Origin of the sequence: Polaromonas sp. (assembly GCF_030689685.1) — a bacterium.
In the GTDB taxonomy this organism is placed as follows: Bacteria; Pseudomonadota; Gammaproteobacteria; order Burkholderiales; family Burkholderiaceae_C; genus Polaromonas.
In genome coordinates this window covers 1-21,629 of record NZ_JAUYEY010000081.1, presented here as the reverse complement: position 1 = coordinate 21,629, position 21,629 = coordinate 1, and the positions used below count along the sequence as shown (strand labels likewise).

21 protein-coding genes are annotated in these 21,629 nt (G+C 64.3%); 10 read left to right on the top strand and 11 right to left on the bottom strand.

Annotated features, from left to right (window positions below; genetic code table 11):
• Nucleotides 1-70: 70 nt before the first annotated feature.
• The 8 genes from murG (at nt 71) to Q8O29_RS17760 (ending at nt 8,351) form a co-directional block, all read left to right on the top strand.
• Nucleotides 71-1,147, top strand: a complete 1,077-nt coding sequence (gene murG, locus Q8O29_RS17795; RefSeq protein ID WP_305565227.1) for an undecaprenyldiphospho-muramoylpentapeptide beta-N-acetylglucosaminyltransferase — start codon at nt 71-73, stop codon at nt 1,145-1,147.
• Nucleotides 1,144-2,577 (top strand): UDP-N-acetylmuramate--L-alanine ligase, encoded by a 1,434-nt coding sequence (murC, locus tag Q8O29_RS17790; protein WP_305565225.1) that lies wholly within the window; start codon nt 1,144-1,146, stop codon nt 2,575-2,577. Before murG ends, murC begins: the two co-directional genes overlap by 4 nt.
• The gene (locus Q8O29_RS17785) at nt 2,574-3,551 is read left to right on the top strand and encodes a D-alanine--D-alanine ligase (RefSeq protein ID WP_305565224.1); all 978 of its coding nucleotides are present in this window, start codon (nt 2,574-2,576) and stop codon (nt 3,549-3,551) included. The genes murC and Q8O29_RS17785 overlap by 4 nt, the downstream gene beginning before the upstream one ends.
• The gene (locus Q8O29_RS17780) at nt 3,548-4,339 is read left to right on the top strand and encodes a cell division protein FtsQ/DivIB (RefSeq protein WP_305565222.1); all 792 of its coding nucleotides are present in this window, start codon (nt 3,548-3,550) and stop codon (nt 4,337-4,339) included. Before Q8O29_RS17785 ends, Q8O29_RS17780 begins: the two co-directional genes overlap by 4 nt.
• A 4-nt stretch (nt 4,340-4,343) precedes the next feature.
• Nucleotides 4,344-5,573: a cell division protein FtsA gene (ftsA, locus tag Q8O29_RS17775; RefSeq protein ID WP_188707774.1), complete on the top strand. Its 1,230-nt coding sequence runs from the start codon at nt 4,344-4,346 to the stop codon at nt 5,571-5,573.
• 141 nt (nt 5,574-5,714) lie between these two features.
• Entirely contained in the window at nt 5,715-6,947 is a 1,233-nt protein-coding gene (gene ftsZ, locus Q8O29_RS17770) for a cell division protein FtsZ (RefSeq protein ID WP_305565219.1), read from the top strand.
• Nucleotides 6,948-7,232: 285 nt separating this feature from the next.
• The gene (gene lpxC, locus Q8O29_RS17765) at nt 7,233-8,156 is read left to right on the top strand and encodes a UDP-3-O-acyl-N-acetylglucosamine deacetylase (protein WP_305565217.1); all 924 of its coding nucleotides are present in this window, start codon (nt 7,233-7,235) and stop codon (nt 8,154-8,156) included.
• Between the two features lie 12 nt (nt 8,157-8,168).
• Nucleotides 8,169-8,351, top strand: a complete 183-nt coding sequence (locus Q8O29_RS17760) for a hypothetical protein (protein ID WP_305565215.1) — start codon at nt 8,169-8,171, stop codon at nt 8,349-8,351.
• Nucleotides 8,352-8,371: 20 nt separating this feature from the next.
• Here Q8O29_RS17760 and ruvC read toward each other — a convergent pair whose 3' ends face one another.
• The 10 genes from ruvC to Q8O29_RS17710 form a co-directional block, all read right to left on the bottom strand.
• Complete coding sequence (gene ruvC, locus Q8O29_RS17755; RefSeq protein ID WP_305565213.1) at nt 8,372-8,920, bottom strand: crossover junction endodeoxyribonuclease RuvC; 549 nt, start codon at nt 8,918-8,920, stop codon at nt 8,372-8,374.
• 42 nt (nt 8,921-8,962) lie between these two features.
• The gene (locus tag Q8O29_RS17750; protein WP_305565211.1) at nt 8,963-9,943 is read right to left on the bottom strand and encodes a phosphatidate cytidylyltransferase; all 981 of its coding nucleotides are present in this window, start codon (nt 9,941-9,943) and stop codon (nt 8,963-8,965) included.
• Nucleotides 9,943-10,560 (bottom strand): 1-acyl-sn-glycerol-3-phosphate acyltransferase, encoded by a 618-nt coding sequence (locus Q8O29_RS17745; RefSeq protein WP_305565209.1) that lies wholly within the window; start codon nt 10,558-10,560, stop codon nt 9,943-9,945. Before Q8O29_RS17745 ends, Q8O29_RS17750 begins: the two co-directional genes overlap by 1 nt.
• Entirely contained in the window at nt 10,557-11,318 is a 762-nt protein-coding gene (locus tag Q8O29_RS17740) for a transglycosylase domain-containing protein (protein WP_305565207.1), read from the bottom strand. Before Q8O29_RS17740 ends, Q8O29_RS17745 begins: the two co-directional genes overlap by 4 nt.
• Entirely contained in the window at nt 11,315-12,157 is an 843-nt protein-coding gene (gene aroE, locus Q8O29_RS17735) for a shikimate dehydrogenase (RefSeq protein ID WP_305565205.1), read from the bottom strand. Before aroE ends, Q8O29_RS17740 begins: the two co-directional genes overlap by 4 nt.
• A 9-nt stretch (nt 12,158-12,166) precedes the next feature.
• On the bottom strand, nt 12,167-13,015 hold the full coding sequence (locus Q8O29_RS17730; RefSeq protein ID WP_305565203.1) for an energy transducer TonB: 849 nt from the start codon (nt 13,013-13,015) through the stop codon (nt 12,167-12,169).
• An 18-nt stretch (nt 13,016-13,033) separates the two neighbouring features.
• Nucleotides 13,034-15,115, bottom strand: a complete 2,082-nt coding sequence (locus tag Q8O29_RS17725; protein WP_305565201.1) for a ribonuclease catalytic domain-containing protein — start codon at nt 15,113-15,115, stop codon at nt 13,034-13,036.
• Between the two features lie 250 nt (nt 15,116-15,365).
• Nucleotides 15,366-16,991 carry a S8 family peptidase gene (locus Q8O29_RS17720; protein WP_305565199.1) on the bottom strand — a complete coding sequence of 542 codons (1,626 nt, stop codon included), beginning with the start codon at nt 16,989-16,991 and terminating at the stop codon, nt 15,366-15,368.
• A 171-nt stretch (nt 16,992-17,162) separates the two neighbouring features.
• Complete coding sequence (locus tag Q8O29_RS17715; RefSeq protein WP_305565197.1) at nt 17,163-17,795, bottom strand: DUF2202 domain-containing protein; 633 nt, start codon at nt 17,793-17,795, stop codon at nt 17,163-17,165.
• A gap of 45 nt (nt 17,796-17,840) precedes the next feature.
• Nucleotides 17,841-18,131, bottom strand: coding sequence for a hypothetical protein (locus tag Q8O29_RS17710; protein WP_305565196.1), 291 nt, complete (start codon nt 18,129-18,131; stop codon nt 17,841-17,843).
• A gap of 167 nt (nt 18,132-18,298) precedes the next feature.
• On the opposite strand from Q8O29_RS17710, the gene Q8O29_RS17705 reads away from it, so the two are divergent.
• Both Q8O29_RS17705 and Q8O29_RS17700 read left to right on the top strand, forming a co-directional pair.
• Nucleotides 18,299-19,036 carry a response regulator gene (locus Q8O29_RS17705; RefSeq protein WP_371134270.1) on the top strand — a complete coding sequence of 246 codons (738 nt, stop codon included), beginning with the start codon at nt 18,299-18,301 and terminating at the stop codon, nt 19,034-19,036.
• Nucleotides 19,033-20,376 (top strand): ATP-binding protein, encoded by a 1,344-nt coding sequence (locus Q8O29_RS17700; protein ID WP_305565194.1) that lies wholly within the window; start codon nt 19,033-19,035, stop codon nt 20,374-20,376. Before Q8O29_RS17705 ends, Q8O29_RS17700 begins: the two co-directional genes overlap by 4 nt.
• A 153-nt stretch (nt 20,377-20,529) precedes the next feature.
• Here Q8O29_RS17700 and Q8O29_RS17695 read toward each other — a convergent pair whose 3' ends face one another.
• Entirely contained in the window at nt 20,530-21,348 is an 819-nt protein-coding gene (locus Q8O29_RS17695; RefSeq protein WP_305565192.1) for a ferritin-like domain-containing protein, read from the bottom strand.
• Nucleotides 21,349-21,629: the final 281 nt, after the last annotated feature.

Here is a 21,629-nt window from a genome sequence, read left to right as displayed (position 1 = left end):
TAATCCAGCGTTTGTGCGCCAGCCTTTCTTTTTCCCTCTCCCTCTGGGAGAGGGCGCAAGAGGTGACACCATGAACAAATGTGCCCTCATCATGGCTGGCGGCACCGGCGGCCACATCTTCCCGGGCCTGGCCGTGGCCGAAGCCCTGCGCGAGCGCGGCTGGCGCGTGCACTGGCTGGGCGGCAAGGGCACGGCTGAACGGCCCAGCATGGAAAGCCAGCTGGTGCCACCGCGCGGCTTTGCGTTCGAAACCATTGATTTTTCCGGCGTGCGTGGCAAGGGGCCGGTCACGCTGGCCTTGCTGCCCATGCGCTTGCTCAAGGCCTTCTGGCAAAGCATCGCGGTGGTGCGCCGTGTCAAACCCGATGTGGTGGTGGGCCTGGGCGGCTACATTGCTTTTCCGGCCGGCATGATGAGTGTGTTGTTGGGCAAACCGCTGGTGCTGCATGAGCAGAACTCGGTGGCCGGCATGGTCAACAAGGTATTGGCCGGTGTCGCCGACCGGGTGTTCACGGCCTTTCCGGACGTGCTGAAAAACGCGCAGTGGGTGGGCAATCCGCTTCGGCCTGCATTCACGCAGCAGCCGGATCCGCAAACCCGTTTTGCCGGCCGCAGCGGGCCGCTGAAAGTCTTGGTGGTCGGTGGCAGCCTGGGCGCGCAGGCGCTCAACCGCATCGTGCCGCAGGCGCTGGCCCTGATCCCGCGGGAGCTGCGTCCCCATGTGTTGCATCAGAGCGGCGCCAGTCAGATCGACGCGCTGCGCGAGAACTACCGCGCTGCTGGGGTGGAAGCCGAACTGACACCTTTCATTGAGGACACGGCCGGTGCCTTTGCCGAGGCCGATCTGGTGGTGTGCCGCGCGGGCGCCAGCACGGTGACGGAGATTGCCGCCGTTGGCGCGGCCGCACTGTTTGTGCCGTTCCCTGCGGCGGTGGACGACCACCAGACCCGCAACGCGGCTTTCCTGGTGGACCAGGGCGGCGGCTGGCTGGTGGCGCAGCAGGCGCTGACCCCGCAATACCTGGCAGAAATGCTACAAAAAACAGAGCGCTCCACCCTTTTGGAACATGGGCTACAGGCTCAAAAGATGCAAAAAATAAATGCCACCGCAGAAGTGGTGGCCGCCTGTGAGGAGCTGGCGACATGAAACACGCGATCAAACACATCCACTTCATCGGCCTGGGCGGCTCCGGCATGTCCGGCATCGCCGAGGTGCTGTACAACCTCGGCTATGTGATCTCAGGCTCCGACCTGTCTGACAGTGCCACCTTGCGGCGTCTGGCCAGCCTGGGCATCAAGACCTTTGTTGGCCACGCGGCAGACAACCTGACCAACGTCGATGCGGTTGTTACCTCAACCGCTGTGCAGGCCGACAACGCCGAGGTGCTGGCGGCGCGCGATAAACGCATCCCGGTGGTGCCGCGCGCGCTGATGCTGGCCGAGCTGATGCGCCTGAAGCAGGGCATCGCGATTGCCGGCACCCATGGCAAAACCACCACGACCAGCCTGGTCGCCAGCGTGTTGGCCGAGGGCGGGCTGGACCCCACTTTTGTGATCGGCGGGCGCTTGAACAGCGCCGGCGCCAATGCCAAGCTGGGGTCTGGCGACTACATCGTGGTCGAGGCTGACGAGTCCGATGCCTCCTTCCTGAACTTGTTGCCCGTCATGGCGGTGGTCACCAACATCGACGCCGATCACATGGAAACCTACGGCCATGACTTCAACAACCTGAAAAAGGCCTTTGTCGATTTCCTGCACCGCATGCCGTTTTACGGCACCGCCATCCTGTGTACCGACGATGCGGCGGTGCGCGACATCGTGCCGCAGGTGTCCTGCCCGGTCACCAGCTACGGGTTCAACGAAGACGCCCAGGTGCGTGCCGTGGACGTTAGGGCGGTCGGCGGCCAGATGCACTTCACGGTGCAGCGGCGCAACGGCGTGACCCTGCTGGATCTGCCGGTGGTGCTGAATCTGCCTGGCGAGCACAACGTGCTCAATGCGCTGTCGGCGATTGCGGTGGCCGTCGAACTCAATATTCCCGATGCGGCGGTGCAAAAGGCACTGGCTGAGTTCAAGGGTGTGGGCCGACGCTTCCAGCACTACGGCGAAGTACCGGCGCCCGCTGGCGGCAGCTTCACGGTGGTCGACGATTACGGTCACCATCCAGTCGAGATGGCGGCAACCCTGGCCGCCGCGCGCGGCGCCTATCCCGGCCGGCGCCTGGTGCTGGCTTTCCAGCCGCACCGCTTCACCCGCACGCGCGACTGCTTTGAAGATTTTGTCAAGGTCATTGCGCTGGCCGACAGCGTGCTGCTGTCCGAGGTTTATGCCGCCGGTGAGGCGCCGATTGTGGCGGCCGACGGTCGCTCGCTGGCGCGCGCCCTGCGTGTGGCCGGCAAGGTCGAGCCGGTGTTTGTTGACGACATTGAGGCCATGCCGCAGGCGATTGTCGACAACGCACTCGACGGCGACGTGGTGATGTGCATGGGCGCTGGCACGATTGGCGGGGTGCCCGCCAGGTTGCTGGAGTTGCTACAAAAAACGGAGCGTACTGCGCAGAAAGGACAAGGGCTGTGAGCCTGAAAGCACCAGAATTTGGCAAGGTGGCGGTGCTGCTGGGTGGCCGCTCGGCCGAACGCGAGGTCTCGCTGATGTCGGGCCGGGGCGTGCTCGAGGCCTTGTGCTCACGCGGTGTGGATGCCTACGCGTTTGATCCTGCGGAGCGTGACATCAGCGATCTCAAGCGTGAAGGCTTCCAGCGTTGCTTTATCGCGCTGCACGGCCGCTTCGGTGAGGACGGCACCGTGCAGGGTGCGCTGGAGCTGATGGGTATTGCCTATACCGGCTCCGGTGTGATGGCGTCCAGCATTTCCATCGACAAGGTCACCACCAAACGCATCTGGCTGGCTGATGGCCTGCCAACGCCGAAGTACATCTTGCTGCGTCGCGGCGCCTTTGACCGCAAGCAGGTGATGGCGGTGCCCGACGAGCTGGGCTTGCCAGTCATTGTCAAACCTGCGCGCGAAGGTTCGTCCATCGGTGTGGTCAAGGTCGAGGGGTATTCCGGCATGGCGGGCGCGGTGGAACAGGCTGCACAGTTAGACGCCGATGTGTTGTGCGAGCAATTTGTCGAAGGTGATGAGGTGACCTGCCCGGTGCTGGGCACCGGCGACAACGCGCGTGCGCTACCGGTGATCCGCATCGTCGCGCCCGAAGGCAATTACGACTACCAGAACAAGTATTTCACCGACACCACGCAATACCTGGTGCCCTGCGGATTGCCACCGGGTGAGGAAGAAGCCATCCAGGCCCTGGTGCTGCAGGCCTACCGCGTGCTGGGTTGCCGCGGCTGGGGCCGGCTCGACGTGATGATTGACGCGAGCACCCGCAAACCCTACCTGCTGGAGATCAACACCTCGCCGGGCATGACCAGCCATTCGCTGGTGCCCATGTCGGCCCGCGCCGCCGGCATCAGTTATGAAGACCTGTGCCTGGAAGTGCTGCGCACGGCCAGCCTGGACCATGATCCGCAGCCAGGAGGCACTGCATGAGCCAAACCCAGCCCGCACCGATGGACGTGAGGCTGATGAACATCGCCTCCGTGCTGCTGGGGCTGGCGTTTGTCGGCATGCTGGTGGCCCTCGGCATTGGGTGGCTGGTGCAGCAAAACCTGTTCCGGCTCGCGGCCATCAAGGTGCGCGGCGATGTGAGTCACAACAACGCGGTGACTTTGCGCGCCAACGTGGTGCCCAGGTTGCAAGGCAATTTTTTCACCACCGATCTGGCGCGGGCTCAATCGGCCTTCGAGTCGGTGCCCTGGGTGCGCAGGGCGGTCGTGCAGCGTGAGTTTCCCAACCAACTGCGCGTCGTGCTGCAGGAGCATCAGGCCGTTGCTTACTGGGGCCATGAAGGGGATACCCGTCTTGTCAACAGCTACGGTGAAGTTTTTGAAGCCAACTCCGGTGATGTGGAGTCCGAGGACCTGCCCTTGCTGACTGGCCCCCAGGGTCAGGCTGCTCTGGTTCTGGAGGGTTATCGCCGGCTGTCACAGGTATTTGAAAAAATTGATGCGCACATCGAGCAGCTCGAACTGACCAGCCGGGGTAGCTGGCGCACCCGGCTTGACGACGGGGCCACGCTGGAGCTCGGGCACGGTTCGCTCGAAGAGATTGAAAACCGCGTGGCGCGTTTTGCCGCCACGCTGACGCAGGTGGCGGGCAAATTCGGCAAGCCGCTGGAGTCCGCCGACCTGCGTTATGGCAACGGGTACGCGATCAAGCTGAGGGGTGTCACCACCACCGTGTTGGGTGACAAGGCAAACGCGAAAGAAAAAAGGTAAAGATATGGCCAAAGAATACAAAGATCTCGTCGTCGGGCTGGACATCGGGACCAGCAAGGTAATGGCGGTGGTGGCCGAAGTGTTGCCAGGCGGCGAGCTCAAGCTGGCGGGCCTGGGCATCGCCTACAGCAACGGGCTGAAGCGCGGCGTGGTCGTCAACATTGACGCCACTGTGCAGAGCATCCAGCAGGCGCTCAAGGAAGCCGAGTTGATGGCTGACTGCAAGATCGCACGGGTCTACACCGGCATCACTGGCAGCCACATTCGCGGCATCAACTCCAGCGGCATGGTGGCTGTGAAAGACAAGGAAGTCACGCAGGCCGATGTGGCCCGCGTGATCGAGACCGCCAAGGCCATCAATATCTCCACCGACCAGCGCCTGCTGCTGGTTGAGCCGCAGGAATTTGTCATTGACGGACAGGATGTGCGCGAACCGATCGGCATGAGCGGCATCCGACTCGAAGCCAAGGTCCACATCGTGACTGGCGCGCAAAGCGCCGCGGAGAACATCATCAAGTGCGTACGGCGATGTGGTCTGGAAGTGGACCAGCTGATGCTCAACCCGCTCGCCTCCAGCCTGTCGGTGCTCAGCCGCGACGAGCAGGAGCTGGGCGTGGCGCTGGTCGATATCGGCGCCGGCACCACCGACGTGGCGATTTTCACCGGTGGCGCGATTCGCCACACCGCCGTGATTCCGATTGCCGGCGATTTGATCACCAGCGACATCGCCATGGCGCTGCGCACACCGACCAAGGATGCCGAGGACATCAAGGTTGAAAGCGGTTTTGCCAAGCAGTTGCTGGCCGACCCGGACACTCAGGTCGAGGTGCCCGGGCTGGGCGACCGCGGCCCGCGCATGTTGTCGCGCCAGGCGCTGGCCGGCGTGATCGAGCCGCGCATCGAGGAAATTTTCTCGCTGGTGCAGCAGGTGATTCGCGAGTCGGGCTACGAAGAGGTTTTGTCGTCCGGCATCGTGATCACCGGTGGTAGCGCGGTGATGCCCGGCATGGTCGAGCTTGGCGAGGACATCTTTCTCAAGCCGGTGCGCCGCGGCATCCCGCGTTATTCCAGCGCGCTGGCGGACATGGTGGCCCAGCCGCGCGCTGCCACTGTGATGGGTTTGCTGGAAGAGGCTCGGCTGGCGCGCATGCGCGGCCACCGCGTGGCGCAAAAGGCAGGTAGCGTGCACAACGCATTCGGCAAGGTCAAGGACTGGCTGGTGGGGAACTTCTGATGAAAAAAAATCATGTTTTTGTCTGGCGGAGCCCGCGTTGCAAACATTCCGGGGGCGCCGATCCCCCTGCGTGAGGCTGGATCACCTGAAGACTTTCACTAAAAAATTTTGGCAACTGCAAACACACGATAGGAGGCTCACATGAGCATCGAAATGATTGAAATCGAAGAGTTCAACCAGGGCACGCAAATCAAGGTGATTGGCGTGGGTGGCGGCGGCGGCAACGCGGTCGAACACATGATTGATCGCAATGTGCAGGGCGTGGAGTTTATCTGCGCCAACACCGACGCTCAGGCCTTGGGCCGCGGCAGCGCGCACAAGCAGATCCAGCTAGGCGGCAGCGGACTGGGCGCGGGCAGCAAACCCGAGAAGGGCCGTGACGCGGCCGAGATGGCGGTGGAAGACATCCGCGAGGCGATTGCCGGCGCGCACATGCTGTTCATCACCGCCGGCATGGGCGGCGGCACCGGCACCGGCGCTGCGCCGGTGATTGCGCGTATCGCGAAAGAAATGGGCATCCTCACTGTGGGTGTGGTGACCAAGCCTTTCGAGTTCGAGGGCGGGCGCCGCATGACCAACGCCGACCTGGGCCTGGCCGAGCTGGAAGCCAATGTCGATTCGCTGATTGTGGTGCTCAACGAGAAGCTGCTGGAGGTGCTGGGCGACGACGTGACGCAGGACGAGGCCTTTGCGCATGCCAACGACGTGCTGAAAAACGCCGTTGGCGGCATTGCCGAGATCATCAATGTCCCCGGCCACGTCAACGTCGACTTCGAGGACGTGCGCACCGTGATGGGTGAGCCTGGCAAGGCCATGATGGGCACGGCCCGCGCCAACGGCCCGGACCGCGCGCGCATCGCTGCCGAACAGGCCGTCGCCTGCCCATTGCTTGAAGGCATCGACCTGTCAGGCGCCAAGGGTGTACTGGTGCTGATCAGCGCCGCCAAGGGCTCGCTCAAGCTCAATGAGTCCAAGCTGGCGATGAACACCATCCGCGCCTATGCGTCACCGGATGCGCATGTGATCTACGGCACGGCCTACGACGACGAACTCGGCGACGACATCCGCGTCACCGTGGTGGCCACCGGTCTGAGCCGCCAGGGCGCACGTCGCACGGCGCCGCCGCTGCAGGTGCTGCGTACCGGCACGGACAATATGCCGGTGCTCAACATGGCGATGGGCGGCGGGTCTGTCAACAGCGCCCATCCCGGTGGCAACAGCGTGGGTTCGGCCCAGCCCGACTACGGCAACATGACGGTGCCCAGCGTCTGGCGCACCAACCGCACGCAGGCGGCGGCCAAGGTCGATGCGCTGGCATCGGGCGGCATGGACGACTTCGAGATCCCGGCTTTTCTGCGCAAACAAGCGGATTGATATTGTCCCCACGCTTGCCGCTGCGCGTGCGACGCTGCCCCCGAGGGGGCAGCCTCGCCTTGGGGCGGCCCGGCGGCGGGGCGGATGCAAAGCTACTGCGCAACCCGATCGCGGTGCTCACCGTACCTGGGTACGGCTCCGCTCCTCAACGCAAGCTCGGGCTGCTCGCTACACTTTCCATTCGATCAATCAGTGATTCGATAGCTGAACCGTAATCACACAGGCTATGTGCGTCATTGCGCATGACCAGGTGCGTCTGGTCCGGCCTCAAACTAAAATAACGCCATGCTCGCCCAAAGAACCCTCAAATCCCTGACCAAAGCGGTGGGTGTGGGCATGCACAGCGGCCAGCGGGTCGAGTTGACCTTGCGGCCTGCGGCGCCTGACACCGGCATTGTGTTTCGGCGGGTTGATTTGCCGCAGCCGGTGGATATCCCCATTTCTGCGCAGGCGGTGACCGACACGCGCCTGGCCTCCACCATCTCCAGCGGCAGCGCCAAGGTGCACACGGTCGAGCACCTGATGTCGGCCTGTGCCGGCCTGGGCATCGACAACCTTTACATCGACATCACGGCCGAGGAAGTGCCCATCCTCGACGGCTCAGCCTCTTCATTTGTGTTCCTGCTGCAATCGGCCGGCATTGAGCTGCAGTCGGCCCCGAAGCGATTCATCCGCGTGCTCAAGCCGGTGGAGGTGCGCGAAGGGCGGGGCGCGACCGAAAAATGGGCGCGCCTGTCGCCCTACAACGGCTACAAGCTGGGCTTCGAGATCGACTTCGACCACCCGGCGGTGGACTCCACCGGCCAGCGCGTCGAGTTCGACCTGGGCACCGGCTCCTACACCCGCGACATCGCGCGCGCGCGCACCTTCGGTTTCACCAAGGACGTCGAGATGATGCGCGCCAATGGGCTGGCGCTCGGCGGCGGCCTCGATAACGCCATCGTGATGGACGACTACCGCGTGCTAAACACCGATGGCCTGCGCTACAACGACGAGTTTGTCAAACACAAGATCCTCGACGCCATGGGCGACCTGTATTTGCTCGGCAAGCCGCTGCTGGCCGCCTACAGCGCTTTCCGCTCCGGCCACGCGCTCAACAACAAGCTGTTGCGCGAGTTGCTGTCACATGCTGACGCTTATGAAGTGGTGACCTTTGAAGACGAGAAAAAGGCACCCCAGGGGTTTGCGCAACTGGCGCGGGCTTGGTAAGCCGGTAGCTGCATGGCTTTTTTCCGCATCCTCATTGTGTTGCTGCTGGTGGCTGCCGGCATATCCTTTGCACTGTTCGCAATCACCTCCAACACCCGCTACAAACGAACGGGCCTCAGGCTGCTTGGTGGCACCCTGATCGCAGCCTTTGTTTTTTTCGCCATCCTGATCGCCGACGAACTGCTCTGGGGTTAGGCGTCCAGAAAACCGTTTTCTCAGTGGTGCCGGCCGTCCTTGAACGAGGCTGTGGAGGTGCGGCCCAGCGTCGCAGCACGCGCTAGAATGGCTGCTGAGCCGCCCACATGCGCATGGGTGATCGCCAGGGCCAGCGCATCGGCGGCATCCTTGCCGGGCAGGCCAGGGAGTTTGAGCAGGCGCTTGACCATCTCCTGCACCTCCGGCTTGCCGGCCTTGCCGTAACCGGCCACCGCCTTTTTCATCTGCAGCGGCGTGTATTCAGCCACCTCGATGTTGCAGCTGACCAGCGCGGTCACACAGGCGCCGCGGGCCTGGCCCAGCATCAGCGTGGCCTGCGGGTTGACATTGACAAACACGATCTCGCAGGCCGAGCTGTCGGGGCTGTAGCGTGCCGTGATTTCACAGATGCCGTCGAACAGCACCTTGAGCCGCGCCGGCAGGTTGCCGCGGTCCAGGTGGGTGGTCTTGATGGTGCCGCTGGCGACATACGTCAGCGCGTGGCCATTCACATCGATCACGCCGAAGCCGGTGATCTGCAGGCCGGGGTCGATGCCAAGAATTCTCATCTGCTCTGCTTTTGATAGCTGCTCAGGTCCACAGGATATGGGCTAGAGGCCAAAATACCACCGAACCGAGTGGAAAAACACGGGCGCAGCAAAACACAGGGCATCAACGCGGTCCAGCAGGCCGCTGGCGCCGGTGACCGACTTGCCTTCGCTGCCCCAGTTGGTGATGCCGCGGTCGCGCTTGAGTGCTTTCATCACCAAATGGCCGAGCGAGCCGGCGACGCAGGCGATCAGCGCCATGGCCACAGCCTGCGCCGGCTTGAAGGGTGTCAGGCCCGACATCAGGCCGCCGACAAAACCGCCGACCGCCAGCCCGATCAGCCAGCTGGCCCAGTTGAAGCTCTGGCTGACCTGGGGCGCGGTCGGCTTGCGCGGCCATTTGCGGTTGGCCAGGTGCTGCACCAGCATGCCGGTTTGCACCACAAACACCAGGAAGAAGACCAGAAAAGCGTTTTTTCCGCTGTAGCCGGGAAAGTCCAGCAGCAGCAGGGCCGGCACATGGCTCATGCCATAAACGCAGACCATGATGCCCCACTGCAATTTGGCATTGCGCTCCAGGAAACGCTGCGGGTCGTTGGCCAGCGCGCTGACCACCGGAATCGCCAGGAACACATAGACCGGGATGAAAACGGTCACCAGGTCGAAGCGTTTGGTGATCACCAGCCAGAACTGCACCGGCAACACCACAAAAAACGCCAGCACCAGGCTGCGGTGGTCGCCGTGGCGGGTTGGCGAGAGCGTGATGAATTCGCGCAGCGCAAAAAAGGCCACGATGGCGAACAGCAGGGTCGCCACCGTCTCGCCCGAGGCCCAGGCCAGCCAGAACACCGTGCACATCATCCAGGAGGTGTTCAGCAGGCTGGTCAGTTCCTTGATGTCCTGGGTGCGTATCTCGTTGTCGCCGTCGTCGCGCAGCGAGATCACCAGCGCCGCGATGCTGGCAGCGATCAGCAGGCCGAACACAATCACGAACAGCAGGCCGACCTGCTGCGAGGGCGTGAGGTTGCGCAGAAAGCTGCTCATCAGGAATCCCTCAGCGCAATGACGGCCTGCCGCGCACGCGTCAGGAAACTGCCACGTTCTTCGCCGGGCTCCAGCACCAGCGGCGCGCCAAAGGTCACCGAGCACAGGATGGGCACGGGCACCACTTCACCCTTGGGCATCACCCGTTGCACGTTGTTGATCCAGGCCGGTACCAGCACCACCTGCGGAAACTTCTGCGCGAGGTTGTACAGACCGGACTTGAAGGCCTGCGGCTCTTCCTGGTTGCCGCGTGTGCCTTCCGGAAACAGGATGATGGAGTCGCCGCTTTCGAGCGCATCGATCAACGGCTCCAGCGGGTCCTGGTCGGTGGTTTTGGTGCGGTCCACATAGATGGCGTTGAACACCGCTGTGGTGATCCACTGCTTGAACGGTGTTTGGGTCCAGTAGTCCTTGGCCGCGATCGGCCGCGTGATGCTGCGCAGCTCGCTCGGCAGGGCGGCCCACATCAGCACCAGGTCGGCATGGCTCTGGTGGTTGGCGAAATAAATGCGCTGTTCGGCCTTGGGCGGACAGCCCTGCCAGCGCGCCTGCGCGCCGGTCAGCGCGCGGATCAGGCCGAGCAAAAACAGGCTCATGAGTTTTGCGGGTATGGTCATGGCACCTCCACCCCGCCCATGCGTGCCGCAATGGTGGAGGCGCGCGAAGCCAGGTAGCTGGAGCCGGGCCGGGTCTCGAAGTACTTGGGGCGCGGCAGCATCACCGCCAGCCGCGCTGCTTCGTAGGCGCTGAGTTTGGAGGCCGACTTGCGGAAATAATGTTGCGCCGCAGCTTCGGCGCCGAACACACCTTCGCCCCATTCGACATTGTTGAGGTAGATCTCCAGGATGCGCTGCTTGTTGAGCAGGGCTTCGAGCATCAAGGTGAGCACCAGTTCCTGCCCCTTGCGCATCAGCGTGCGCTCGCCCGACAAAAACAGGTTTTTGGCGAGTTGCTGCGTGATGGTGGAGCCACCGACAATTTTCGGTGGCTGGGCCGCCGCCTTGCCGCTGCCGGCCGGCGCGGCCTTGCTGCCGAGCCGACTGGCGGCTTTTTCGGCGCGCTGCTCGGCCTGAGTGTTTTTTCCCCAGGCTTTTTCCAGCGCTTCCAGGTCCACGCCCTCGTGTTCAATAAAAGTGGCGTCCTCGGAAACGATGACTGCGCGTTTGAGGTTGTCGGACAGCTCTGAGTAGGGCACCCACTGCTGACGCCATTTCAGACTGCCGTGTTCGGTCGCCAGCCGGTAAATCTCCGAGCGCTGGAAGGCGGTGGACTGCGGGTCCAGCAGCGCCATCAGTGCGATGCGGCCAACAAAATAGAGCTGCACGGCCAGACCGGCGATCAGCACCAGCAGGACCCAGCGCAGCAGCGCTTTCATACCAGCGCCTTGCGCATTTCCTGCAGCACCTGGGCCGACGGCGGCCGCACGCCGCGCCAGAAGGCGAAGGACTCGGCGGCCTGCTCGACCAGCATGCCCAGACCGTCGCGCGGTGCCGCGCCATGGGCCCGCGCCCAGTCGGCAAAACCTTTCGCGGCCTCGCCGTACATCATGTCGTAGGCCAGCGCGCCGGGTTTGAGCACGCTGGCATGGACCGGCACCGTGCCGCCGCCCAGGCTGCTGGCGGTGGCGTTCACAATCACATCGAAATTGGCTTCCAGCCCTTGCTGTTCCTGCGCGAGCAGCTCTGTTTTTTGTAGCAAGGTACGCAGCGACGGATGCCCTGCATGGCGCGCCACCAGCTCCAGCGCTTTGGCAGGGGTGCGGTTGGTGACCACCAGCCGGCGCGGTCCGACCGCCAGCAGCGGCCCCAACACACCGGCCGCTGCGCCCCCCGCGCCCAGCAAGAGGATGTCGCGTCCGGCCAGGCTCACACCTGCGTTGCGCTGGATGTCGTTGACCAGGCCGATGCCGTCGGTGTTGTCGGCTTCGATCTGCCCGCCGTCCCCGAACTTCAGCGTGTTGGCGGCCTGCGCCAGCGTCGCGCGTTCGCTGGCGGTGCCAGCCAGGCGGAAAGCCTCGAACTTGAAAGGCACGGTGACATTGCAGCCGCGGCCGCCGTTGGCAATCCACTGCTGCAGCGTCGCGGTGAAACCGTCGAGTGGTGCGAGCTGTTTGCTGTAGTCCATGGCCTGGCCAGTGAGTTCGGCAAAACGCGCGTGGATGGCCGGCGACTTGCTGTGTGCAACCGGGTTGCCGAGGACGCAGTAGTGATCCATGGTGCCGGTTCAGCGTTCGGTCAATTTGGTTTCAAGCGTTTCGTCGCGCGTGAACTTGAAGCGCGAGACCACCACAATCTGGTCGGCCTTGCGGCGCATGGCTTCGTTAAAAGCGCCGAAAGGCCCGGTGCTGCGCGCGATGCTCTGGGCACGCCGGTCCAGCGTCAGGCTGCCGGAGGTTTCGGCCACCTCGGTGGACAAGACACGGCCATCAAAATTGATGGTCAGCACCATGGTCAGCTCGCCGTACAGTTTCTTGCCGGCCGCTTCCGGAAAGTTAACCGTGCCTTTTTCCTCGATCTTGCGGCGCAACGTGTCGTAGTAGACCGCATACACCTCTTCGCGCGTGGCTGGGCTGATGTAGCGCTTTTTTGGCCGCGCGTTTTCTTCGTTGATGCGCCGCTCGATCTCGGCCAGGATATTGATCAGTTGCTTGCGTTTTTCTTCCTGGTCGGCCCTGGCAGCGTCCCTGGAAGGCAGCTTGGGATCAGGCGGAGGCATCAATGCCAGTTGTTTTTTGATCTGCGCCAGCAGCATGGTCTGCTGCTCCTGCATGGCCTCGACCTTGTGCTGCGCGTCCTCGGCGGCGTCCCCTAGCGTGGTCAGTGCCGAAGGCGGCAGCGGGCTGGTGGCGCGGCCCCTGTCGGTGTCGCCGCCGCCGGCCAGCGAGGCCTGGGCAATCGCCTTGGCCACGTCCGGCCGTTCTTTCGATTTGGCGTTGACCAGGATCACTTCCAGCGGCGTGTCCTGGAACACGCGGTTGAAACGTTCCGGATCGACAAAACGCACAGTCAGCAGCACTGCATGCAGGGCGACTGAAAAGCCCAGGGCAATGTGCAGGGTGCTGGGTGATTTCACAGGAGAGGATTATCGCGGCTAAGCGGCGCCGGCAACAGGGCTTTGATCAGCCGGCGCTTCGTTCAGATCGACGGCAATCGAGATCGGTCCGGCGGCGATCTCCGATTCGTTGTCTTCCTCGTCCACCTGCCTGGCAGCAAGCTCATCGACGACCACGTCCAGGCGCTCGACCACCGTGGCACTGACATCCAGCGTGATCTCGTCGATCTCGCCCAGGCGGATGCGCAGCTTCGCGCCGCGCGGCAGGCCCTGCGCGCCCAGGGCCGGCAGCACCAGCGGCAGGTCGTCGGCGCGCACCAGGTTGTCCTTGAAGGCGGTGGCGGTCAATTCGGTGATGCCGTTTTGCTGCAGGTACTTCAGGGTCCAGTAACGCTCGATGCCGGCCTGAAAGCCGTTGTAGGCGCTGTACGCGCCGTCAAAGCCGGAGATGATGGAAAACAATTCTGCGTCTTTCGGCTTGAACGGTGCGGCCAGCGCAGCGGTGCGGCCGTGTTTGACGCAGGCGATGATCTGCCACTGATTGACCAGGTCGGTGTAGCGGCGCAGCGGCGAGGTCGCCCAGGCGTAACTCTTGACACCGATGCCGGCATGCGGCAAGGCCTTGGTGCCCATGCGCACCTTCACGCCGGGCGCCAGGCTGGCCTGGCTGCGGTAGATGCCGGGCACGCCGTGTTCGGCCAGCCACTCGCCCCAAGTGCTGTTGGCCAGAATCATGGCTTCGGCGACGATCAGGTCCAGCGGCGCGCCGCGCTTGCGGATGCTGATGCTGACCGCCTCGTTGCCTTCGGGCTCCTGGCCGGTCGAGTTGTCGAGGCTGAAGTTGTAGTCGGGCCGGTTGAAGTTTTCCGGCTTGCCGCGAACGATCTCACGCTGGGCTTTCAGGTGCCGCGCCAGGCGGTGCAAAAAGGACAGCTCGATGCCCCAGCGCACGTCGGCCGGTGACGCGCCGGGTTGCGCCGCCGCTTCGAAAAATGCCTCGTTGAAGACCTCATCGAGTTTGTCGTGGCGCAGGTTGGCCGCAATCGGCACCAGTTCCAGCCGCGTCGCCGTGCCGCTGATGGCCAGCGTGGCTTCGTCCAGCGTCACATACAGCGACAGCGCCGGACAGTTGCGCCCTTCCTGCAGGGTGTAGCTTTGCACCACCGCGTCGGGCAGCATGGTCAGCTTGTAGCCCGGCATGTAGACGGTGGACAGGCGGGCGCGGCCGAGCAGGTCGATGGGGCTGCCCGGCAACACGGCCAGGCCGGGCGCCGCGATGTGGATGCCCAGCGTGACGGTGCCACTTCCTCCCTGGCTTACCAGGCCCTGCACCGACAACGCATCGTCGATCTCGGTGGTGCTGGAGTCGTCGATGGAAAATGCCTGCACTGCGGCCAGCGGCAGCGCGTTCTTGACGGGCGGCGCTTGCACGGCAGGGAAGGCCGTGCCCTTGGGGAAGTTTTCGAACAGGAAACGTTTCCAGTGGAACTGATAAGGCGAGGCGATCGCGCCGGCCTGCTGCAGCAGATCAAGCGGCGCCTTGTGCGCGGCGCGCGAGGCCTCGACCACGGCCTTGTATTCGGGGCTGTTCTTGTCGGGCTTGAACAGGATTTTGTAAAGCTGCTCGCGCACCGGCGCCGGGCAACTGCCTTGGGCGAGCTCTTCGGCCCAGGCAGTGATCTGCGCAATCACCTGCTTTTTCTTCTCGATGGCCACCAGCGCCTGCTGCAGGATCTCGGCCGGCGCCTTGCGAAAACGTCCCTTGCCGGCACGCCTGAAATAATGCGGCGCCTCGAACAGCCGGAACAGGGCGGCGGCCTGCTGCTCGGTGGACGCGGGTTTGGATGGGTCGGCGCTGAAGTAGTCGCGCGCCAGCTCGGCGAAGCTGAACTCCTCCTCGCTGGCGAACTCCCAGGCCAGGTCCAGATCGATCTCTTCGCTGATTTTTTGCCCGGCGGCGATCAGCTCGGCGGGAGCGGGTTTTTCAAACTTTAGCAGCGTATTGGCAGCCTTGAGCTTGACCCGTTTGCCCGAGTCCAGCTCCACCTGCAGCGAACTGTCCGTCTCGGACAAAATACGGCCGGCCAGAAACTTGCCGGCTTCTTCAAACAATACAAACAAAACGACATCCTTTGGTTACTGCACCTGCTTGTGTTTTCCAATGACACGCCAGTGAATTGGGCTGCTCTCACCTAGGAGCCCGTCGGACCTGGGAATCGTCGGCTGCAAATCGACCGCAGCGGCCCCTTTTTCGCCAGCTTCTTGCCCCATAGAGTGACTATGCGGCGGCGAATCCGGCAAAAAACGAGCTCGCTGGGGCCGATTTTCGCTATCGACGACCCAAGCCCGACAGGCTGCTAGTGGCGGGAAATTACTTCACGGTGATCCTCATTTCGTCCGACGCCTTGACGCCTTTGTTGTCGCTGACGGTGAGGGTGAGGGTGACCACCGTGCCGCTGCGGGCGCGGGTCGAGACGGCGACGGTGGGGGTGGCGGTGGTGGCGCCGGCGACGATGCTGACCACGGTGCGGTTGGAACTCACCCAGGCGTAGCTGGCGATCGTGCCATCCGGATCAAACGAGGCCGTGCCGTTGAGCACGGCGCGCGCACCTCGGGCCAGGGCGAGATCGGGGCCGGCATTGGCCACCGGCGGCAGGTTGACCGCGGGCTGGGTAACGGCCGCGGCGAGGGCGGCTTGCAGATTCAGGCGGCCGCCGCTCACGCTCTTGCCGGCCAGGGCTGCGACCGGGTTGGCGGCGCCGAGGAGGATGTCCTTGACCTGGCTGCTGCTCAGGTTCGCATTGGCGGCCAGCAGCAGCGAGGCTGCGCCCGCGACATGCGGCGTGGCCATCGAGGTGCCGGAGTAGGAGGCATAGCCGTTGCCTGGAACGCTGCTCAGGATCGCTTCGCCGGGCGCGCCCAGATCGACGCTCAGCGCGCCGTAGTTGGAGAAGTAGGCGAGGTCGTCGTTGTGGGTGGTGGCCGCCACCGTGATGATGTTGGCGTGCGGCAGGGCGGCCGGGTAACTCGGCACGGTGTCGAGGTCCTGGCTGGCATTGCCCGCCGCCACGGCCATCACGATGTTGGCGTTCAGCGCGGCGGTGAAGGCGTCGGCCAGGGATTGCGAGTAGGAGGCGCCGCCCCAACTGTGATTCATCACCTTCGCGCCCTGGTCGATGGCGTAGTAGATGGCTTCCACGGCGTCGGAGGTGTAGCCGTAGCCCTGCGCGTCGAGGAATTTCAGCGGCAGGATGCGCGCCAGCCGGTTCACGCCCACCACGCCCTGGCCGTTGTCGCCGACGGCGGCGATAGTCCCGCTGACGTGGCTGCCATGCGAGTTGTCGTCGTAGGGGTTGTTGTTATCGGCGACAAAGTTCCAGCCGCGGGTGTCGTCGACATAGCCGTTGCGGTCATCGTCCACGCCGTTAGCGGCGATCTCGCCCGGATTGCTCCAGACGTTGGCGGCCAGGTCGGCATGGTTGTAGTCCACCCCGGTGTCCACCACCGCCACCAGCACCGCGCCGCCTTTCAAGGTATCCCAGGCCTCGGGTGCGTCGAGGTCGGCATCCGGTATGCCGCCGGTCTGGCCGATGTTGTGCATGCCCCAGAGTTCGCCAAAGCGGCTGTCGTTGGGAATGGCCGCGGCGGAGACCACCTGGTCGGGTTCCACCCATTCCACGCCGGGCAGGCGGGAAAGGCGATCCATCATCGTTGCCAGGCTGGCATCGTCGGCGAAATGCATCACCCGCCAGCGTTTGGCGATGGCGGTCTCGGGTTTGCCGCCGGCGCGCAGGTGGCGAATCGCGTGGACGCCCAGCTTGCCGGCCTGGCCGTGCGCCGCGTCGGCATCGGCCTCGGATTTGAATTTGACCAGCAGACGCCCTGGCACGCTGGCCGGTACGGGCGCCACGCCCTCCACGGCTTGGGCGTTTGTGGCGAACAACAGGGATACGGCCGCCGCGAGCAACGCGGTGTTCTTTGTGCTGGGTTTACGCATGATTGGACTCCTGTGAATGACACGTTAATTTACTTCAATTGGTTGATCGGCAAGTTACGTAGGTTGGGCAAAGCGCAGCGTGCCCAACAACCGGTCGCAATGTTGGGCACGCTGCGCTTTGCCCAACCTACGCATCGACCTACGCATCGACCTACGTAGCTCCCACGGCGCTCAACGCCGGCCGCAGCGTTCCATCGGCGCCTCCAGAATGACGTCCACTTCTGCCTGGGTGGCGACCTGGGCCGCGTAGGGCTGGCCGGTCATCGCCTCCAGGCTGCGGGCGAACGCACGCAGGTGATTGCGCGAAGCGCACAGCAGCTTGTCGTAGGTGGCGTCGATGTCGCCGTGGGTGGTACGTTGGCTGGCGGTGACCAGATCGCGGATGTCCGTTTCCTCGATGATGCCGCCCACTTGCAAGGCATCCAGCGCGCTCAGCCGGCCCTTGTTCATGAGCATGAGGTAAGGGGTTTGCAGATTCGGATTGGTGAATTCGCCGACCAGATTGCCTGCCGCCGGATCGGCCAGCCGGTAGGTGCGCAACAACTTGAGCATCGCGTCCATGTGACGCTGCTCGGAGGCGGCGATGTTGGCGAACGGCGCCAGGCCCCAGGCTTCGTTGAGCGTCAGATAGACGTCCCGCGCCATCTTCTCTTCCTCGCGCATGAACAGCAGATCGGTGGTTTCCTGCGGAGAGAGCGTGGCGGGCGCCGATCTTTCGGGGATCGGGTTATTGCTGGCGTGCAGCGGCGTGCTGACTAGAACGACCAATGCGAGCGTCATTGCGGAAACGGATAACCTGAACATGTTTGACCCCTTTACGTTGAAAAAAAGATTGCGGGCGAACGCCCTTCAGCGGCCTCGTCCAGGCCGTTCGATGCGTTCAATGCGGCCAAGGCGTTCGATGCGCTCGACCCGTTCGATGCGTTGGATGTGCTCGGGTCGCTCGATGCGGCCGGGGCGGTCTCCCAAGTCCAGCCCCTGGCGCGCCTCATAGCCGCGGCCGTAACGGGAGGCGGGCGGGCCGCCGGTCTCGCCATCCGCCCATGTCTCGCCGCTGGGCGCGGCATGGGCGGCGGCGTAGAAACCGGCGACGAACAGGCAGGGGGTGAGTTGAAGGATTCGACTGAATCGAGTGCTCATGGCTTTTTGGCTTCGTCATTCATGGCATGAAGTATCCCGTGCCGCTTTTGCCAAGGTTTTACCCGGCCGCCACAGGTTGTTTCAGGTTGTTTCGCGGCATTCGGCGTTGACGTGGTTGCCGGTAACATGGCGTCTCCCCGCGTTCCTCTGCGGGAGGGAGTCGAGAAGTGGGCGAAGAAGAGAAGCAACGCATTCTGATGGTGGACGACGACGCGGCGCTGCGCGAGCTGGTCGCGGAGTACCTCGGCGCCAGCGGTTTCCAGGTGGAAGGCGTCGGCGACGGCGCCGCTTTTCGCGCCAGCCTGGCCCGGCGCGCCGCCGATCTGGTGGTGCTCGATCTGATGCTGCCGGGCGAGGACGGCTTGAGCCTGCTCAAATGGCTGCGCGCCGACGGCGGCCCGCCGGTGATCATCGTTTCGGCGCGCGGCGAGGAGGTGGACCGGGTGGTCGGCCTGGAAGTCGGCGCCGACGACTATCTGGCGAAGCCGTTCGGCCCACGCGAACTGCTCGCCCGGGTGCGCGCGGTGCTGCGCCGCAGCGGCGCAAATAGCCCCGCAGACACGGCGAAGGAGGCCGGCGCGGCGGCCGGAGTCGCCACATTCGGCCCCTTCCGGCTCGACCTCACCACCCATGTTCTGGTGTGCGAGGGCCGCGAAATCGGCCTGACTTCGGGCGAATTCAACCTGTTGCGGATCTTTCTCGAACATTCCAACCGGGTGCTGAGCCGCGACCACCTGATTACCCTGGTCAAGGGCTACGAACGCGCGCCGTTCGACCGCAGTGTGGACGTGCGGGTCACCCGTCTGCGCCGCAAAATCGAGCCGAATCCGGAAGCGCCGATTTACCTGCGCACCATCTGGGGCGAGGGCTACCTGTTCTCGCCGCGCGGCGAAGGCGCCGGTTGAAACCGCGCCACTCCCTGTTTCGCCGCACCGCGCTGATCGTGGCAGCGGGCCTGCTGGTGTTCCAGCTCGCTTCCGGTGCGGCCATCTTCTTCAATCTCATGCAGCCGCTGGCGCAGCGCTCGGCCGATGACCTGGCCGCTCTGCTGGTGCTGTCCGCGCGCACCTGGGTGGAACTGCCGCCGGCCACGCGAGCGGACTTCCAGGCGGAACTGCGACTGAGCCACGGCCTGGAACTGCGCCAGGCGGGCGCCCCGCTGGGCGACGAGATTTCGCATCACCCCTACCTCAACTTCCTGCGCACGGCGCTCACCGTCCGCCTCGGCCCCGGCTCCCCGCCGCGCGTAACGGAAACAGCGGATGGACGCTTTCACGCCGACATCCCCATGGCCCGCCGTGTGCTGCGCTTCAGCTTCGCCAAGGACTTGCTCACCCCGCGTCCGTCCCACGCGCTGGCCTGGAGCATCGCCGCCGGCCTGCTGGTCACGCTGATCACGGCCTGGCTGCTGGCGCGTCGGATCACCGCGCCGGTGGCCCGGCTGGCGGCGGCCGCACGCCAGATCGGCAGTGGCGAGCATCCGCCGCAACTGCCGGAATCGGGCGAACAGGAGCTGGCCGACCTGGCGCGGGTGTTCAACCAGACCGCCGCCCAGCTTGCAGCGCGGCGCGAGAACCAGAGCACGCTGCTGGCCGGCGTCTCGCACGACCTGCGCAGCCCGCTCGGCCGCCTCAAGATGGCCCTGGGCATGCTCGCCGAGGAACGCGATTCGCCGCTGCTGGCGCGCATGGAGCGCGATGTCGCCGAGATGGAAAGCCTGATTGGCGCGCAACTGGAACTCGCCCGCGCGCAGGAATGCGAGGCAGCGGAAGACAGCGACATCGACGCCCTGCTGGGTGAATTGCTGGAAGCGGCGGAAGCCCGTTCGCCCGGACAAACCCATTTACGCGCCGATGCGCCGCCTTGTCGGGCGCGCATCGCCCCGCTGGCGTTGCGCCGCATCGTCACCAATCTATTGGAAAACGCCCTGCGCTACGCCGGGCCGGGGCGGCTGCAACTGGTGCGGCGGCGCGGCGCGGGCGGCCTGCTGATCGGTGTGCGCGATGCCGGGCCGGGCATTCCCGTCGAGCTGCGCGAGGCGGTGTTCCGCCCCTTCTTCCGCCTCGACCCTTCACGCAACCGCGCCACCGGCGGCAGCGGACTGGGCCTGGCCATCGCCCGCCAACTGGCCGAAACCCAGGGTTGGAAAATCGCCATCAAGCCGCGCCTGAGCGGCGGCGCTAGCGTCTGGCTGGCGATCCCGTTGCTCGGATCGGATCAAGTTCCGCCAGTTCTTCTGCGCTGAAGTGACGTAGGTTGGGCAAAGCGAAGCGTGCCCAACGAACCGGCGCGATGTTGGGCACGCTTCGCTTTGCACCCGCAAGGGGCACGCCTGATTCGTAAGCCGCTAAAGCGACAACGACTCCGCTGCCCAACCTACGGCTGCCATGCCGCGAAATCACCTAGTGGGTGGGTGTGAAAGCCCGATAAGCACGGAATCAAGTTCCGCCAGTTCTTCAGCGCTGAAACCGGCCGCCAGGCGTGCCGCTTCGTTGAATGGCCGTCGCGGTCGGGGGATGCCGGGGGTGGCGAGCAGGGTTTGAAAGGCGGCTTCGGGTTGGAGCCCGCGCTGGGCGCACAAATAACGAAACCAGCGGTCGCCGGCGGCGACATGGCCGATTTCGTCGCGCAGGATGATGTCCAGAATGTCTGCGCCGGCCGCATCGCCGAAGCCGCGCAGTTTGCGCTGGATGTCCGGCGTCACGTCGAGTCCGCGCGCCTCCAGCAATCGCGGCACCAGCGCCATGCGCGCGAGCGGATCGTGCGCAGTTTTCTCGGCCATTTCCCACAGGCCGGCATGCGCCGGCAGGTCTCCGTAGTCCTTGCCCAGGCTGCGCAGATGATCGCGCAGCAGGCGGAAGTGATAGGCCTCTTCCGCCGCGACGCGCAGCCAGTCGCCATAAAAATCACGCGGCAAGTCGCTGAAACGTTGCACCGCATCCAGCGCCAGATTGATGGCGTTGAATTCGATGTGGGCGAGGGCGTGGATCAGCGCGGCATGGTTCTCCGGGCCGTTCAACTGCCGCCGCGGCATGCTGGCCGGCGGCGCGAGGTGCGGGCGCTCGGGTATGCCGGCGGTGTCGAGCGGGGCGTCGGATGATGCTTCGACGGAGAGTGCATCGGCTTGCCAGCTCGCCCAAAGTTGGGCGGCGCCGGCCAGCTTGGTTTCGATGTCGCGTTCGGCCAGCACGCGGCGGGCGGCGTTTTGAACATTCATCCTGGAAACCTCAGTTGACGGATAAATTCATTACGATTCAATGTGTTGTGAGATGTCTGTGGGTGCGAATTCATTCGCACCGAAGTCGTTGATTGCGTGCTTATCGGATTAACACACCCACCCACTAGATGTAGTGGCGCGTGATTTCGCGGCATGGCGCCGTAGGTTGGGCAAAGCGAAGCGTGCCCAACAGCGCGCCGGTTCGTTGGGCACGCTTCGCTTTGCCCAACCTGTCACTACCGGTAGTGGGTGGGTGTGTTAACCCGATAAGCACGGTTGAT

Coding starts and splice junctions, on each gene's coding strand:
- murC (WP_305565225.1), top strand. CDS start 1,144: ATGAAACACGCGATCAAACACATCCACTTCATCGGCCTGGGCGGCTCC.
- Q8O29_RS17750 (WP_305565211.1), bottom strand. CDS start 9,943: ATGAGCAGCTTTCTGCGCAACCTCACGCCCTCGCAGCAGGTCGGCCTG.
- lpxC (WP_305565217.1), top strand. CDS start 7,233: ATGCTCGCCCAAAGAACCCTCAAATCCCTGACCAAAGCGGTGGGTGTG.
- murG (WP_305565227.1), top strand. CDS start 71: ATGAACAAATGTGCCCTCATCATGGCTGGCGGCACCGGCGGCCACATC.
- ftsZ (WP_305565219.1), top strand. CDS start 5,715: ATGAGCATCGAAATGATTGAAATCGAAGAGTTCAACCAGGGCACGCAA.
- Q8O29_RS17715 (WP_305565197.1), bottom strand. CDS start 17,795: ATGTTCAGGTTATCCGTTTCCGCAATGACGCTCGCATTGGTCGTTCTA.
- Q8O29_RS17740 (WP_305565207.1), bottom strand. CDS start 11,318: ATGAAAGCGCTGCTGCGCTGGGTCCTGCTGGTGCTGATCGCCGGTCTG.
- Q8O29_RS17745 (WP_305565209.1), bottom strand. CDS start 10,560: ATGACCATACCCGCAAAACTCATGAGCCTGTTTTTGCTCGGCCTGATC.
- Q8O29_RS17720 (WP_305565199.1), bottom strand. CDS start 16,991: ATGCGTAAACCCAGCACAAAGAACACCGCGTTGCTCGCGGCGGCCGTA.
- Q8O29_RS17695 (WP_305565192.1), bottom strand. CDS start 21,348: ATGAATGTTCAAAACGCCGCCCGCCGCGTGCTGGCCGAACGCGACATC.
- Q8O29_RS17710 (WP_305565196.1), bottom strand. CDS start 18,131: ATGAGCACTCGATTCAGTCGAATCCTTCAACTCACCCCCTGCCTGTTC.
- ftsA (WP_188707774.1), top strand. CDS start 4,344: ATGGCCAAAGAATACAAAGATCTCGTCGTCGGGCTGGACATCGGGACC.
- Q8O29_RS17760 (WP_305565215.1), top strand. CDS start 8,169: ATGGCTTTTTTCCGCATCCTCATTGTGTTGCTGCTGGTGGCTGCCGGC.
- ruvC (WP_305565213.1), bottom strand. CDS start 8,920: ATGAGAATTCTTGGCATCGACCCCGGCCTGCAGATCACCGGCTTCGGC.
- Q8O29_RS17780 (WP_305565222.1), top strand. CDS start 3,548: ATGAGCCAAACCCAGCCCGCACCGATGGACGTGAGGCTGATGAACATC.
- aroE (WP_305565205.1), bottom strand. CDS start 12,157: ATGGATCACTACTGCGTCCTCGGCAACCCGGTTGCACACAGCAAGTCG.